This is a genomic window from Undibacterium sp. Ji22W, from assembly GCF_049340305.1.
Taxonomy (GTDB): domain Bacteria; phylum Pseudomonadota; class Gammaproteobacteria; order Burkholderiales; family Burkholderiaceae_D; genus Undibacterium.
Window position 1 is genome coordinate 1,153,896 of the sequence record NZ_JBMPOU010000001.1, and the last position, 15,624, is coordinate 1,169,519.

At 45.7% G+C, this 15,624-nt stretch carries 16 protein-coding genes; 10 read left to right on the forward strand and 6 right to left on the reverse strand.

Features of this window, described 5'->3' with window-relative positions; translation table 11 throughout:
• Nucleotides 1-65: 65 nt before the first annotated feature.
• The 4 genes from ACO0KW_RS04885 to ACO0KW_RS04900 all read right to left on the reverse strand — a co-directional run bounded on the left by ACO0KW_RS04885 (nt 66) and on the right by ACO0KW_RS04900 (nt 4,845).
• Complete coding sequence (locus tag ACO0KW_RS04885) at nt 66-1,295, reverse strand: argininosuccinate synthase (protein ID WP_423051177.1); 1,230 nt, start codon at nt 1,293-1,295, stop codon at nt 66-68.
• A gap of 68 nt (nt 1,296-1,363) precedes the next feature.
• Nucleotides 1,364-2,281 (reverse strand): ornithine carbamoyltransferase, encoded by a 918-nt coding sequence (gene argF, locus ACO0KW_RS04890; protein WP_423051179.1) that lies wholly within the window; start codon nt 2,279-2,281, stop codon nt 1,364-1,366.
• A gap of 32 nt (nt 2,282-2,313) precedes the next feature.
• A complete protein-coding gene (locus ACO0KW_RS04895; protein WP_423051181.1) occupies nt 2,314-3,519 on the reverse strand; it encodes an acetylornithine transaminase in 1,206 nt (401 codons plus the stop codon).
• Nucleotides 3,520-3,816: 297 nt separating this feature from the next.
• Nucleotides 3,817-4,845, reverse strand: coding sequence for a CDP-6-deoxy-delta-3,4-glucoseen reductase (locus tag ACO0KW_RS04900; RefSeq protein WP_423051183.1), 1,029 nt, complete (start codon nt 4,843-4,845; stop codon nt 3,817-3,819).
• Between the two features lie 41 nt (nt 4,846-4,886).
• Between ACO0KW_RS04900 and ACO0KW_RS04905 the strand changes: the two genes are divergently transcribed.
• From ACO0KW_RS04905 to ACO0KW_RS04945, 9 genes are all read left to right on the forward strand, one after another.
• Nucleotides 4,887-5,798, forward strand: coding sequence for a sugar nucleotide-binding protein (locus ACO0KW_RS04905; protein ID WP_423051185.1), 912 nt, complete (start codon nt 4,887-4,889; stop codon nt 5,796-5,798).
• Between the two features lie 87 nt (nt 5,799-5,885).
• Nucleotides 5,886-6,758: a 3',5'-nucleoside bisphosphate phosphatase gene (locus ACO0KW_RS04910; protein WP_423051187.1), complete on the forward strand. Its 873-nt coding sequence runs from the start codon at nt 5,886-5,888 to the stop codon at nt 6,756-6,758.
• A gap of 94 nt (nt 6,759-6,852) precedes the next feature.
• On the forward strand, nt 6,853-7,728 hold the full coding sequence (htpX, locus tag ACO0KW_RS04915) for a protease HtpX (RefSeq protein WP_423051189.1): 876 nt from the start codon (nt 6,853-6,855) through the stop codon (nt 7,726-7,728).
• A gap of 66 nt (nt 7,729-7,794) precedes the next feature.
• The gene (locus ACO0KW_RS04920; RefSeq protein WP_423051192.1) at nt 7,795-8,418 is read left to right on the forward strand and encodes an L-threonylcarbamoyladenylate synthase; all 624 of its coding nucleotides are present in this window, start codon (nt 7,795-7,797) and stop codon (nt 8,416-8,418) included.
• Nucleotides 8,419-8,450: 32 nt separating this feature from the next.
• Nucleotides 8,451-9,113 carry a site-2 protease family protein gene (locus ACO0KW_RS04925; protein WP_423051194.1) on the forward strand — a complete coding sequence of 221 codons (663 nt, stop codon included), beginning with the start codon at nt 8,451-8,453 and terminating at the stop codon, nt 9,111-9,113.
• A 4-nt stretch (nt 9,114-9,117) separates the two neighbouring features.
• Nucleotides 9,118-9,660 (forward strand): class I SAM-dependent methyltransferase, encoded by a 543-nt coding sequence (locus tag ACO0KW_RS04930; RefSeq protein WP_423051196.1) that lies wholly within the window; start codon nt 9,118-9,120, stop codon nt 9,658-9,660.
• A gap of 178 nt (nt 9,661-9,838) precedes the next feature.
• Nucleotides 9,839-10,750: a 4-hydroxy-tetrahydrodipicolinate synthase gene (dapA, locus tag ACO0KW_RS04935; protein WP_423051198.1), complete on the forward strand. Its 912-nt coding sequence runs from the start codon at nt 9,839-9,841 to the stop codon at nt 10,748-10,750.
• 97 nt (nt 10,751-10,847) lie between these two features.
• A complete protein-coding gene (gene bamC / locus ACO0KW_RS04940) occupies nt 10,848-12,053 on the forward strand; it encodes an outer membrane protein assembly factor BamC (RefSeq protein ID WP_423051200.1) in 1,206 nt (401 codons plus the stop codon).
• 161 nt (nt 12,054-12,214) lie between these two features.
• Nucleotides 12,215-12,367: a hypothetical protein gene (locus ACO0KW_RS04945; RefSeq protein ID WP_423051202.1), complete on the forward strand. Its 153-nt coding sequence runs from the start codon at nt 12,215-12,217 to the stop codon at nt 12,365-12,367.
• Between the two features lie 384 nt (nt 12,368-12,751).
• On the opposite strand, the gene ACO0KW_RS04950 is transcribed toward ACO0KW_RS04945, so the two are convergent.
• A complete protein-coding gene (locus ACO0KW_RS04950; RefSeq protein WP_423051204.1) occupies nt 12,752-13,891 on the reverse strand; it encodes a JmjC domain-containing protein in 1,140 nt (379 codons plus the stop codon).
• A gap of 118 nt (nt 13,892-14,009) precedes the next feature.
• Between ACO0KW_RS04950 and ACO0KW_RS04955 the strand changes: the two genes are divergently transcribed.
• Nucleotides 14,010-14,537, forward strand: a complete 528-nt coding sequence (locus ACO0KW_RS04955) for an FKBP-type peptidyl-prolyl cis-trans isomerase (protein WP_423051206.1) — start codon at nt 14,010-14,012, stop codon at nt 14,535-14,537.
• Nucleotides 14,538-14,696: 159 nt separating this feature from the next.
• Here ACO0KW_RS04955 and ACO0KW_RS04960 read toward each other — a convergent pair whose 3' ends face one another.
• Nucleotides 14,697-15,617: a cobalamin-binding protein gene (locus ACO0KW_RS04960; protein WP_423051208.1), complete on the reverse strand. Its 921-nt coding sequence runs from the start codon at nt 15,615-15,617 to the stop codon at nt 14,697-14,699.
• Nucleotides 15,618-15,624 lie beyond the last annotated feature (7 nt).

Consider the following 15,624-nt stretch of genomic DNA (forward strand, 5'->3'; position numbering starts at 1 on the left):
AGTGAGATTGAAAAATGGTCAAATTAGGAACGCTAATTTGACCATTTTTTTCGACCGTTATTGCATTAACCGCGTTTTAATTTTGCATTCGCTGCGATGCGCATACGCAAGGCATTAAGCTTAATGAAACCACCTGCATCGGCTTGATTGTAAGCGCCACCATCTTCATCGAAGGTCGCGATATTCATGTCGAATAATGAGTCGGTTTTGGAGTCACGTGACACCGTAATTACATTGCCTTTGTACAGCTTGACCCGTACCCAGCCGTTCACATTTTGTTGTGTGTGGTCGATCAAAGTTTGCAATGCCAAGCGCTCTGGTGACCACCAGTAGCCGTTATAAATCAAGCTAGCGTAACGTGGCATCAAATCATCCTTCAAATGCGCGACTTCACGGTCTAAAGTGATGGATTCGATGGCGCGATGCGCGCGCAACATGATGGTGCCGCCGGGCGTTTCGTAACAGCCGCGTGACTTCATACCAACGAAACGGTTTTCAACCAAATCTAAACGACCGATGCCGTGCTTGCCGCCAAGGCGGTTCAATTCTGTCAGCACTGTTGCTGGCGACATACGGACGCCGTTCAACGCCACGATATCGCCTTTTTCGTATTCGATGTCGAGATACTCAGCTTGGTCTGGTGCCGCTTCTGGACTGACGGTCCAACGCCACATGGATTCTTCTGCTTCCGCACTAGGGTTTTCCAAATGACGGCCTTCAAAACTGATGTGTAGAAGGTTGGCATCCATGGAGTAGGGCGCGCCACCATTTTTGTGTTTTTGATCGATTTCGATGCCAGCATCTTCAGCGTATTTCATCAGTTTTTCACGGGACAATAAATCCCATTCGCGCCATGGTGCGATGACTTTGACGTTCGGCATCAGAGCGTAAGCACCGAGTTCGAAACGTACCTGATCATTCCCTTTGCCGGTTGCGCCGTGCGAGATCGTGTCAGCGCCAGTTAGTTTGGCGATTTCGATCAGGCGTTTTGCGATCAAAGGACGCGCAATCGAGGTGCCTAATAAGTATTCACCTTCATATACCGTGTTCGCACGGAACATTGGAAAGACGAAATCGCGTACGAATTCTTCACGTACGTCATCAATGAAAATGTTTTCTGGTTTGATGCCAAATTTCAAAGCCTTGGCACGCGCTGGTTCGAGTTCTTCACCTTGGCCTAAATCCGCTGTGAAGGTAACGATTTCGCACTGGTAGTTGTCTTGCAACCACTTCAAAATCACGGAAGTATCCAAACCGCCGGAGTAGGCTAAAACCACTTTTCTAACGTCGCTCATAATGTGCTTTCTATTTGCTTAAAGTATGTAAACGAAAATTTCAAAATTTTTAAATTCAGCTGAAATAATTAATTATCGACTTTGCCGATGACTAAGTATTCAAGCAAAGCTTTCTGTACGTGTAGACGATTTTCTGCTTCGTCCCAAACTACCGATTGCGGTCCGTCGATAACGCCTGCCGAAACTTCTTCGCCACGATGAGCGGGCAAGCAATGCATGAAAATCGCCTCTGGATTGGCGCGCGCCATTTTTGCTTCGTCCACGATCCAGCCATCAAAGGCTTTTAAACGTGCTTGATTTTCGGCCTCGTAACCCATGCTAGTCCATACGTCAGTATTCACGGCATCCACGCCAACGCAAGCATCGGATGGGTTTTCAAACACCGTGAAATGTTCTGGTTCTACTGTCACGCACGCAGGATCAATGTCATAGCCTTTAGGCGTAGAGATATGCAGATGAAAGCCAAAGACTTTCGCTGCCTGCATCCATGAGTACAGCATGTTATTGGCATCACCGATCCATGCCACTTTTTTGCCAGCGATAGAGCCACGATGTTCAATAAACGTGAAGACATCGGCAAATACTTGGCAAGGATGATGCTGATTGGTTAAACCATTGATGACAGGTACACGGGAATTCGCCGCAAATTTTTCTATCATCTCTTGTTCAAAAGTGCGGATCATGATGATGTCACACATCCGAGACATGACCTGACCCGCATCTTCAACCGGCTCGCCACGACCGAGTTGGCTGTCACGTGTATTCAAATAAATCGCCGCACCGCCCAGTTGGTGCATGCCTGCTTCGAAGCTTAAACGAGTACGGGTGGAGTTCTTTTCAAATACCATCACCAGCGTTCTGTCCAAGAGCGGATGATAAGGTTCGTATTTTTTAAAGCGCTCTTTGATGATACGGGCTCTCTGCATCAGATAGTCGTATTCATCGAGAGTCAGGTCGGAAACCTGTAAGTAATGTTTGATAGCCATAGTCAATTTTTCTGCAAAATGCGTATGAGATCTTATGCTGCAGCAGCTTCGTCTATCACCTGTTGGATGACTTTACTTAACATAGAAATCATGGTGTCGATTTCTTCGTAGCTGACATTTAATGCTGGCATAAAACGGAGTAAATTTGGGCGTGGAGAATTAATCAGTAAACCGATTGGTTCCAGATCGCGTGCCACTTCAACTAAACGTGGGCCGATGTCGCGCCCCAGTTTTAGTGCACGCAGCAAACCTTCGCCGCGTTCGCCTTCCATCCCGAATTGGTTGGAAAGTTTAATGAGTGCTTGACTCAAATAGACAGACTTTGCTTTCACTTCTTCTAAGAAGTTGGGCGCTGTTAATGCGTTCAATACTGCGATGCCAACCGCGGTGATTAATGGGTTGCCATTGTATGTGCCACCTTGATCTCCAGGTACAAAGCAAGACACTGCTTCTTTTGCGAGCAGGGCAGCGAGTGGAACGCCACCGCCTATGCCTTTGCCCAAAGTCATGATGTCTGGTTCAATCCCAGAGAGCTGGTAGGCGAACAATTCACCCGTGCGACCCATTCCAGTTTGAACTTCATCGACGATCAACAAAACATTATGCTTGGTCGTCAGTGCGCGCAAAGCTTGCATGAATTCACGGCTTGCCGGAATCACGCCGCCTTCGCCTTGAACTGGTTCCAGCATCACAGCGACAGTTTTTTCGTTAATCAGTTTTTCAACGGAAGCGATATCGTTCAAATCTGCTTTCGGGAAACCTGTGACTTGCGGTGCGAATATCGTATCCCAGCCAGGTTTGCCTGAGGCCGACATGGTAGCTAAAGTACGGCCATGAAAGCCGTGATCAAAGGTGATGATTTCAAATGCGCCGTTTTTATTTTTCTGACCCCATTTACGCGCTAGTTTGATGGCACCTTCATTGGCTTCTGCGCCGCTATTGGCAAAAAATACGCGATCAAAGCAGGAGTGTTGTGTGAGTTGATCAGCCAGCTTGATCATGTTTTCATTGTAGAAAGCAGGCGAAGGATTCAGTAATTTGCCCGCTTGTGCGACGATCGCATCTTCTATGCATTTTGGTGAATGACCGAGGCAATTGACGGCCCAGCCTTGTAGGTAATCGAGGTAGCGTTTGCCCTTATGGTCAGTCATCCACATGCCTCGACCTTCCGTAAACACCAATTCAGGACGTGGTGTGATGTACATTAGGGCGTCGACGTTGTACTGACTAAATTCCATTTCAAAACTCCTCAAAGATTAATGCAAAAAATAAAGAATACAGCAGAAGAACAAAAGAACTGTAGCGCAAAAAAAAACCACAGGGGTTGAGCCTGTGGTTTTATCGTGACCTTGCTTTTCTTACGCGCAAGACTTCCCAGGCTCGGTGTGCGAACAGCGGCGTCGAGCGATATTTGGGGAAGACATGTCGGTAAAATTTTTCATGGGCGTAGTGTAACGGTTTTTTTGTAGTTTTGCGCACTGCAATACTGAAAAAAATCGAAAAAAATGAAAAATAATTTCATCGATTTAAAAAAATTAGTTTTCTGACAAATCCGCTTCTGAAGTGAAAGAGTCGGCAAAAAACTCATCTGAGGGCAATTGTGATTTCGCTAAAAAATCGCGTTTTGCTGATTCCACGACGATAGGTGCACCGCAGGCGTAGACCTGGTAGGTCGATAAATCCGTGTAATCATCGACTACAGCTTGATGTACGAAACCTGTACGGCCATTCCAATTGTCTTCGGTCTTCGCGTCGGAGATGACAGGCGTGTATTGGAAGCCTTTAAGCTTGCTCGCCCATTCTTCACACAGGGTATGCATGTAGAGGTCTTGCGGGCGACGACCGCCCCAATATAAATGCACGGGGCGCTTAGAATCAATGTGAATCAAGTGTTCAACGATTGCCTTGATTGGCGCAAAGCCGGTCCCGGACGCTAATAATACTATCGGTTTATCAGATTCTTCACGTAGATAGAAGCTGCCTTGTGGACCCTCAAAGCGCATGATGTCGCGCTCTTTAATGGTGCTGAATACTTGGTCGGTGAAGTAGCCACCTGGCATATGCCGGACATGCAAGCACAAAGGGCCGTCGATATGCGGTGCGTTTGCCAGACTATAACTGCGTCGCTTCCCATCCTTCAGCAAGAATTCGATATATTGTCCAGCGCGATAATTGAGCTTTTCGTTTGCAGGCAATTGCAATTCGATGAGCATCACGTCTTCAGATAATTTTTCCAGCTTGGCGATGCGACTTGGTAGTTTTTTGACTGGATAGTCATCATCCGCAAGCATTTCCCGTGCTTCGATGGTGAGGTCTGATTGCGGTTTCGCACAGCAGAATAGAGCGCCGCCTTGTGCTTCTTCTTCATTGTTGAGGGCTTTTTGTTGATGATTGCCATGTACAACTTGACCATTGCTGACTTTGCCTTTGCACGATCCGCATGCACCATTTTTACAGCCGTATGGCAAAATGAGTCCTGCGCGTAATGCAGCCGCTAATACGGTTTCATCGCTATCGCAACTAAATTGGCGACCACTCGGTGAGATTGTTACCTGAAACGCCATACGATTCCTGAATTCAAAAAACTTAAATAAAATAAAAATTTATGCAACAAAGTACTTCTGGGCTAGTTCGTCGCACCAAATTCGCGAAACCCCGATGCCTGATTGTTGGCTGTGGCGATGTTGGGATGCGCTTGTTGCCACATCTAGTTGATCGCTTTCGGGTATTCGCCGTCACCAGTCAAGGAGCAAGCTCCGAGCGTTTTGCGCAATTGCGTGAGGCGGGCGCTGTTCCTGTATTCGCAGATTTGGACCAAGCTATTACAGTAAAACGATTGGCTGGGCTCGCAAACTTTATTGTGCATTTGGCACCGCCGCGTAGTGACGGTGAAAACGATGTCAGAACTCAGCATTTAGCCGCTATTTTACCCGAGAAGGCGCATCTTGTTTACATCAGTACTACGGGCGTATATGGTGATTGTGGCGGTTCGCAGTTCGATGAAACGAAATCTTTAAATCCAAATAATGCGAGAGCCAAGCGTCGGGTTTCGGCTGAAGGCATTTTGCGTGCTTGGGCAAAACGAAGTGGCGGTCAATTATCCATTTTGCGAGTGCCAGGGATTTATGCTGAGGATCGCCTGCCAATTGAACGCTTACGTAAAGCGACGCCTGCCTTGATCGAAGCGGATGACGTCTTCACCAATCATATTCATGCGGAAGATCTTGCATGTTTGATCAAGCTGGCAATGTTTCGTGCGCGCCCAAATCGTGTTTATCACGCGGTGGATGATAGTGATTTGAAAATGGCTGATTATTTTGATCAGGTTGCTGATCATTTTCATTTGCCGCGTGCACCACGTTTGCCACGTGTTGAATTGGAAAAGCAAGTTTCACTGATGCTTTTGTCTTTTATGTCAGAGTCGCGACGTTTGCTTAACCAAAGGATCAAAGTCGAATTGGGTGCAAGATTGTTGTTTCCCACCGTTGGGGAAGCCTTAAAGCAGATTCCTACATAGGCTTAAATGACATAATTGCCGCAATGCGGCAAAGCCCGCTGTGCAGGAGTACAATGTTCACTCTTATCTTTTAAATCTGGTTTTATCATGTCTGCCCAAGCCTTAAACCTAGCCCCAGGTGTTGATCTTAATGTTGATCTGCATTGCCATTCCACCGTTTCGGATGGCGTTTTGGCGCCAGCAGAAGTCGCGCAGCGCGCGTACGCACAGGGTGTCAATGTGTGGGCATTGACGGACCATGACGAAGTGGGTGGTATTGTCGCAGCACGTGAAGCTGCCACCGATTTGGGTATGGATTATGTGACAGGTTTGGAGATTTCTGTTACTTGGGCGAATAAAACTATCCATATAGTTGGTCTGAATATCGATGAAACCAATCCCGATCTGCTTGCGGGCTTAGTTAAAACTCGTTCTGGGCGTCAATGTCGGGCAGAAGATATGGCAGCAGACTTAGCGAGAATTGGTATTCCGAATTGCTATGAGGGCGCTTTAAAATATGTTGGCAACCCTGACTTGATTTCGCGTTCCCATTTCGCCCGCTACTTAGTAGAAATTGGTGTGTGTGAAAATGTTTCAGCAGTATTTAAATCCTATTTGGCCGATGGTAAGCCGGGTTTTGTCCCGCATCGCTGGGCAACTTTGCCTGAAGCAGTAGGGTGGATAGTTGGTGCTGGTGGCGTTGCAGTGGTGGCGCATCCAGGGCGCTATGATTTAACGCCTTTGGCTTTCGACGCCTTCTTTAACGAGTTTAAAAATCTTGGAGGGAAGGCGATTGAAGTAGTGACCGGTAGTCATACGGCTGATCAATACGATGAATACGCTAAAATCGCCAATCGCTATGGTTTCATGGCCTCACGAGGTTCGGATTTTCATGCCCCCGATGAGAACCTGCCTGATCTTGGTCAATTGCCCGCACTGTCGAAAAATTTGACACCAGTTTGGCATAGTTGGATAAAGTGATTTTATTTGCTTGTGCTGCACTTGAAATCACTCTAAGTACAACCATATTGCAACGTGTACAGTCTGCCGTAATTTAGGTTTAGGAGAATAAAATATGAAACGCATCGTCCTATTTTTGGCTACGAATATTGCTGTCATGCTTGTAATGACGGTGATTTTGTCCATGTTGGGTGTAAATAATTATCTAAGCGCCAAAGGCTTAAATCTGGGGACACTGGCGGTGTTTTCGCTGGTAGTTGGTTTTACAGGATCTATTTTCTCTTTGTTGATCAGTAAGCCAATGGCGAAATGGTCGACTGGTGCGCGTGTTATCGATAATCCATCTTCATCCACAGAATTGTGGTTGGTGAGTACAGTTAAGACCTTGTCTGAGCGTGCCGGCATCGCCATGCCAGAAGTGGCAGTATATAACGGTGAGGCAAATGCTTTCGCCACAGGCGCATTTAAAAACTCTGCCTTGGTCGCTGTATCGACTGGTTTATTGGAAAGTATGACCAAGGAAGAAGTTGAAGCTGTACTCGGACATGAAGTCGCTCACATCGCGAATGGCGATATGGTCACCATGACGCTGATTCAGGGCGTGGTCAATACTTTCGTGGTGTTCTTGTCTCGAATCGCTGCCTATGCTGTCGACAGTTTTTTATCGAAAGATGACGAAAACCATACGCCAGGTTTGGGTTTCTATATCGCCTCGTTTGTGTTTCAGATCTTGTTTGGTATTGGTGCATCCCTGATCGTGGCTTGGTTCTCACGTCAGCGCGAATTTCGCGCAGATGAAGGGTCAGCACGCTTGCTCGGCAATCGTCAGCCTATGATTAATGCTTTGGCACGTTTAGGTGGGATGGCGCCAGGTGAATTGCCGCAATCGATGGCAGCTGTTGGTATTAGTGACAAACCAGGTTGGGCAGAGATGTTTTCGACGCATCCCCCGATGGCACAGCGTATTGCCGCACTACAACAATTGAAATAAATCGAAAAATTAGTAAGATCATCAACGGAGGCTCAGCCTCCGTTGTCACATTCGCCCACTTTATTTATGAGCCAATTTTTTCAAATTCATCCCGATAATCCGCAACTCCGCTTGATCAAACAAGCGGTGCAGATCATTCATCAAGGCGGCATAGTCGCTTTACCGACTGATTCGTGTTATGCCTTGGTATGTCACCTCGACGATAAGGACGCGGTCACACGTTTACGCCGTATTCGCGGCGTTGATGAAAAACATCATTTGACTTTGTTATGCCGAGATTTATCCGAAATCGCGCAATATGCCAAAGTCGATAATCGTCAGTTCCGTATGTTGAAGGCAGCAACGCCCGGTGCTTATACCTTTATTTTGGAGGCGACCAAAGAGGTGCCACGTCGCTTAAGTCATCCATCGCGTAAAACCATCGGCTTGCGTGTACCTGAAAATCCAATTACTCATGCCTTGCTGGAAGAGTTAAAGCAACCACTATTGGGGACCACCTTGATTTTGCCGGACGAAGATGAGCCATTAACCGATCCACAATTAGTTCGTGTGCGTTTGGAAAAACAAATTGATTTGGTGATTGATGGTGGTGCTTGCAGCCTGATTCCAACTACGGTCATCGATATGACACAAGAAGTGCCAGAACTCATACGGCAGGGGCGTGGTGATGCGGCTTTGTTTGGTTTATAAATCGTTGATAAAAATTAGGATGAATTAAATTCATGGATGCAATGATTATACAAACCATCGCGGTTTATGCGATACCTGTGATATTGGCGATTACTTTACACGAAGCAGCGCATGCCTATGCTGCGAAATTTTTTGGTGATACGACGGCTTATAGTCAAGGGCGTATGAGTTTAAATCCTATTGTGCACATTGATCTGTTTGGCACGATTATTATTCCTATCGTCTTGTATTTAGCAACCGATGGCCAGTTTTTGTTTGGCTATGCAAAGCCAGTACCGATCAATTTTGGCGCCTTGCGTAAACCTAAGCGCGATATGGCTTGGGTAGCCCTAGCTGGACCAGGTGCTAATTTCATTATGGCATTTTTATGGATGATTTTAGCGGTGCTACTGCTTGCCTTTAAAGTTGAACACGAATTCTTCTATCGTATGGCGCAAGCAGGATTACTGACCAACCTAGTGATGTTTGCATTCAATTTATTCCCGATTCCACCTCTGGATGGCGGACGTATCTTGACGAGTTTGTTGCCACATCGTCAGGCATATCAATTCGCCAAAATAGAACCTTACGGTTTTTTCATTGTCATGGCCTTGGTCTATCTGAAGATATTGCAGTTTTGGATGTACCCACTCATGAATATCGCACAGTACGTCCTACAGTTGGTATTGACGCCGTTCACCATGTTGCTAAAGTGACTTTATGAGTAACGGTCAAGCTTCAATATGGGTGCAGCGCTTTCTTGAGGAAATTCCTAAGTCAAAAGGGCCCGTGCTTGATTTGGCTTGCGGCGCGGGTCGACATACGCGACTGTTGCTGGCCGCTGGCTATGAGGTGTGGGCGGTAGATCGTGATGCCACTTCTTTGGTCGCGCTCGAGCCGCTAGGTGCAACATGTTTCAATATCGATCTTGAACAAGAAGGTTTTAAGTGGCCATTTGCGGCAGAGCAGTTTGCTGGCATCATCGTCACCAATTACTTGCATCGCCCGTTGATGCCTGGGATTTTGCAGTCTCTCGCGGATCAGGGGGTGTTGATTTATGAAACTTTTGCAACAGGGAATGAAAAGTACGGTCGGCCACGGAATCCCGATTTTCTGCTGCAAGAAAATGAATTGTTGAAGCACTTTGTTTGCACTGAAACCGAGGGCTGGCACCAACAATGTCTTGCTTTTGAACATACTTATGTCAACCAAATCGCGGAAGCTATCGTTCAAAGGATTTGTGTCCGGCGTCTATGTGAATAGATCTCAATACAAAGATTAATTTCTCGCATTTACCGATAGTTTTGATTGATACTTCAACTTATTTTTCCACCCGTCAGATTTGTAGCCGGTTAAGCCTCTATCAGAATGAATTTTGTACAGGATTCTTCTCGAATCCGCCTTCGATTCTCTCCCATAGTAGGTAACATCCGCTACAATAATGGCTTTACTTTTCCCACGCGCTAAGATGACAACGATACAAGGAAGTTTGGTCGCGATTGTGACCCCAATGCATGCCGATGGCAGTCTCGATATTCCAACGCTGCGTAAGCTGATAGATTGGCATATCGACGAAGGTACAGATGGCATCGTGATTGTTGGCACCACTGGCGAGTCTCCCACCGTCAGTGTCGAAGAGCATTGTGAGTTGATACGTATCGCTGTGGAACACACGAATAAGCGTGTCCCGATTATCGCAGGCTCCGGCGGTAACTCGACCGTAGAAGCGATTGCCTTGACGAAATTTGCTAAAGAGGCTGGTGCCGATGCCTCTTTACAGGTAGTGCCTTATTACAATCGTCCTACGCAAGAAGGCATGTACCAGCATTTCAAAAAAATAGCTGAATCCGTTGATATTCCTATCATCCTGTACAACGTGCCAGGTCGTACGGTAGCCGATATGTCGAACGAGACGATTGCCCGTTTGGCACAAGTCCCTGGCATCATTGGAATCAAAGAGGCCAGCGGTAACGTAGGTCGCGATCTCGAATTATTGCGTATGGTGCCAAAATCATTTGCCGTGTATTCTGGTGATGATCCAACTGCAATGACACTGATGTTTTGTGGCGGCAAGGGCAATATTTCTGTCACTGCAAACGTTGCGCCACGTGCTATGCATGAGCTGTGCGCAGCGGCAATGCAAGGTGATATTGCTAAAGCCGTTGAGATTAACAATGGTTTAATTCCCTTGCACGCTAAGTTATTTGTTGAACCAAACCCAGTGCCAGTCAAATGGGCTCTGGCGGAAATGGGCTTGATGCCAGCGGGAATTCGTTTGCCTTTGGTTAGCCTTTCTAGCCAATATCATGATATTGTTCGTTCCGCTTTACGTGAAGCAGGTGTATTGCAATAAGAATTATTGACGAGTGCGCATGGTTACGCCATGGTTGGAGATAAGCACTCGTGCTTTCATGCATATTTAATTGATTACAATTTGTAGGGATTTTCACATGGCAAAAAGCGTTGTTGCTAATAAAAAGATGGTTCGTGCTTTAGCATTGGCTGGCGTAATTGGATTTTTAGTTTTTTCTACTGGTTGTAGTTTTGTGGGAAATATTGCTGAATCAAATCGTATTGACTATAAGAGTGCAAGCAAAGCCAAAACGACATCTTTAGAAGTCCCTCCGGATTTGACCCAGATTCGTCGTGACAACCGTTTTTCGATTCCCGACGCTGAACAAGGCAGTGCAACGGCTTCTTCGTATGCTGCTAAGCGTGCTGGTGGTGCTACAGTTGTCACCGCTAATGGTGTTGTAGCGCCAAATCAATTGAAAGACATGCGTATCGAACGCAATGGTACTCAGCGCTATTTGGTGGTGAAATTGGCACCAGAGGTCTTGTGGCCACAGTTAAAAGACTTTTGGCAAGAACAGGGTTTCTTGATCAATGTTGAGAATGAATCTACTGGCGTGATGGAAACTGACTGGGCCGAGAATCGTGGCAAAATCCCACAAGATTTTATTCGTGCAACGATCGGCAAAGTATTTGATGGCCTCTATTCCACAGGTGAACGAGATAAATTTCGTACCCGTGTTGAGCGCGCTTCCAATGGCGAAGTTGAAGTTTACGTAAGCCACCGTGGTGCGCAAGAAGTATTAACTGGTAGCGATAAAACGAGTACAGCTTGGACATCGCGTGCAAATGAGGCTGGTTTAGAGGCTGAATTTTTATCCAGATTAATGATGCGTTTAGGTGCTGACGAAACCAGGGCAAAGTCAGTGGTTGCTGCGGCAACCAGCACTTCCAGTCCGGTGACAGATAGTAATGCTGCTCCACGTTCTAAATTGTTGAGCTTGAATGAGTTAAGTTACCTCGAAACAGATGAAGGATTTGACCGTTCATGGCGTCGAGTAGGTTTAGCGCTGGATCGTATTGGTTTTACTATTGAAGATAGAGATCGTTCAAAAGGAATTTACTTTGTCCGTTATATTGATCAGGATATCGACGCAAAGACAAAAGGCGCTAGTGAAGGATTCTTTGCGCGATTATTCTCGTGGGGTGCTAGCGATGCGGCGAAAGACGGTGAGAAGTATCGTATTTTGGTAAGAGATGCTGGTGAGGTGAGTCGCGTCACTGTCCATGGCGAAGATGGAAAGGTTGCCTCGACACCTGTTGCTGCAAAAATCTTAAAGGTTTTGAATGAGCAGCTGAAATAGGCAATAACTCGGCATTGGTAGCTTTGTATAAAAACGGGTCAATTCATTTGATCCGTTTTTTTTCGTTCATCATTTTAATATCGAAAGATATAGGTGCCTATAGGCGTAAAAAAAGCCGGTCAGAGACCGGCCTTTCTTTAAAAGTAATAAAAATTACTTAGATGCAGATGCAGATGCTGCAGCTGGTGCTGCTTCAGCCGCTGGAGAAGCTGCAGATGCTGCTGCGTCAGCTGCTGGTGCAGATGCTGGAGCTGCTTCAACTGCTGGAGCTGATGCTGGTGCAGATGCTGGAGCTGCTTCAACTGCTGGAGTAGATGCTGGAGTTTCAGCTGGTTTGTTGCATGCTACCAAAGCTACTGCCAACAAGGAAACGAGCAAAAGTGATTTTTTCATGTTTTTACTTTCAAAAAATAGATCTAAAAAAACAACAAACTTGCGATGAATAATTACCGGTAATTATCGCTCAATAGGTTAAGCCGTCGGTACAAAAATCAAGAAGACCTTGCGATTCCTTCGAAACTTTCCCAACCGCGAATTATAATGATTTTTCTGTCAATCGAATATACCTGTGGGCATTTTTTTCAAAAAAAACAGACTAATTGAACGATTTCGCGACGAATAGTGATTTTGTCAGTTGTAAGTCGGTTAAATTGCCGGAGTTGCTGATTGTTAAAGGTATTTTTGTTGTCAAAGTACGGTCATTTCGATGTTAATTCCAACCAACCATCTTCATACCAAATACAGAAGGCTTCTAATACATCATCCGAGGCTTTTGCTACTTCCTCTGGAGTTAAACTACGTTGATTTGCCAATATGCTCAAAGTTTTTTTATCATCCCTGTCGACGTTAAAAGATTCACCATTAATGAATATGTGTTTTGCCTGATAAAGCATTTGTGTTTTTAATGCAAGGCGTACACCACTTTTGATTGCTGTCTGGGTGAATTTCTTTGGTGTTAATAATTTTTCAGGAGATTCAAAGAATACGCTTGCCTTCGGTTCTGTTAGGTATTCCCCAATAAAAATTGCCATGTCTTCTTTATCTAGGCGAATTTTCATCAATTCGGCAATGATTTTTTCGGACATCGCATTACTGATTTCAGCGGGGTGTTTGCTGACTTCTAGTTCAGGATCTGCATAACGACCAGGCAATTGTATTGTGTCGGTCATAAATTGTAGAAAGCCTTCACCTAGCTCTTGGTAGGAAGGTGATCGAAATCCTATGGAGTAGGTCATACATTCGCCAAGGGCTACGCCGTCATGGGCGTAATGTGGTGGCAGGTAGAGCATGTCGCCCGGCTCCAATATGAACTCCTGTTCACATTTAAAATTACGAAGAATCTTTAATGGCATTCCTTCGATTAAACTCAGATCTTTTTGCGCGCTGATTTGCCATCGGCGCTGACCATGTGCCTGCAGCAAAAACACGTCATATGAATCGAAATGCGGTCCGACACCGCCACCCTCACGCGCATAGCTAATCATTAAGTCATCGAGACGCGCATCAGGTGCAAAGCGGAATTGGCGCAATAATTCATCCGCTTTTTCTTGATGTAAATTGACGCCTTGAACTAAAAGTGTCCAGTCCTTCTTTTCTTTCAACGGAATTTGATCGATTGGGCCATTTTTCATTTCCCAGTGTTGTTTAAAGAAGCAGATCAAGCGAGATTCAACATCATCGCGACTAGCCATTTCAAACAATTCTTCTGGGCTAAACAAGGGTTTAAAGTCGGGTATTGCTTGACGTATGAGTAAGGGCTTTTTTTGCCAATAAGTAGCAAAAAATTCTTCCGCAGAAATGCCGCCAAGTAGTGTGAGTGCTGCTGAGGATTTTTTCATGGTGCGATGAAGTTCCAGGGAAATAAAAAAGTTCAGGCAGGATAAATCATAGGTGCCAGTTGAGGAAGGTATAATGTACGCGGAAGCACAAAAGAATTGAAATTTTTAAGGAAATAGTATGAAAATTGCCAAAAACACTGTAGTCACGGTCGAATACAGCTTATCCGACACACTCGGGAATTTGATTGAGCAAGGGCAAGAGCCGATGATATATCTGCATGGCGGCTACGAAAATACCTTGCCAAAGATTGAAGAGGCTTTGGAAGGTAAGGATGTTGGCTTTAATGAAACAATACAGGTTGAACCAGAAGATGCCTTCGGTGAATATGATGCCGAATTGGTGAAAATGGAAGAGCGTAGTCGCTTGCCATCGCCGATTGAAGTCGGTATGCAATTTGAAGGTACACCAGATGATGACGAAGAGGGTGAAGGCTTGATTTTTACGGTCACCGAAATTGCTGAAGATAAGGTAGTCTTAGATGGCAATCATCCGTTGGCAGGTATTGCTTTGCGTTTTACATTGAATGTCATTGATGTACGTGAGGCGACTGCTGAAGAAATTGCACATGGTCATGTGCACGGTGCACACGGGCATCCTGATGAAGACGAAGAAGATGGCGAGTATCGTACCTATCCTTTGCATTAAGTCTTTGTGGGAGTCTTGAATACATCAAGAAACGATGGATGGTGAGGAGGCAGCCCTCACCGCGGGACTCCTTGTTCGATGTACGGTAAGTGACTGGGGCCGGCTCTAGCACGATAATCTGACAATTTGTGGCTGTATCCTTACTGTAACTTATTGAAGTTATCGCTGATTTTTTCTACGTGCCTCGGTGATGTCTTTGCACAATTGTTCGGTAGCATCTAGGACACGTGGGCCAGCACGATGTAACCAATCCCCAGGTATGCTGTATAAATTTTGTTTTTTCACCGCTTGCAGCGTTGGGAAACTCTCCCAGTCTTTGAGTAATTTGAGATTGTCCTTGCCGCTACTGAAAATGAATTCAGGATTGGCTCCCATTAATGCTTCTACCGTGATCGTGGAACTGATGTCCTTTAAGTCAGCGAACACATTGCGGCCACCACAGAGTGTGATCATTTTTGAGATGAAATGCTCTTGATTCACCGTCATTAAAGGACTCTTGACCATTTGATGGAAGACGCTGACCGGGGTTTCTTTATCTTTTAAACGGTAGGTGCTGCCTAGGTTTTGCAGACGCTCTCTAAACTGCTTGGCCGCCGCATTGCCGATTGCTTCGGTACCACTTAAGACAGCAATCCGTTCCAATGAACTCGCGATTTCTTCAAAAGTACGTGGCTCACTTTCAAAAACCGTGATTTTATTGTCTCGCAATTTTTTTGCGAGATGCTTTGCGTTGCCAGTTCCCCAAATAATTACCAGGTCGGGTTTAAGTGCTAATAATCGTTCTAAATCGAGTGAAAATATGTTGCCAACGGATGCGATCTTTTTTGCTTGTTCAGGGTAATCACTATAGTCACTCACTCCCACTAACAACTGCCCAGCGCCAGCGGCAAAAATCATTTCAGTTACGTGGGGCGCTAAACTAATAATGCGTCTCGCAGGATGCTCTAGACGGACGGTCCGTTGTCCATCATCACTGACCTTGAGGTCGGCAAGGGCGCCAAAGGAACAACAAAAACTCACACAAGTCGCAATGATGCTGCAACTAATTAGTTGACGTAGATTGGGCGATAGGAAATGCATAGTGATT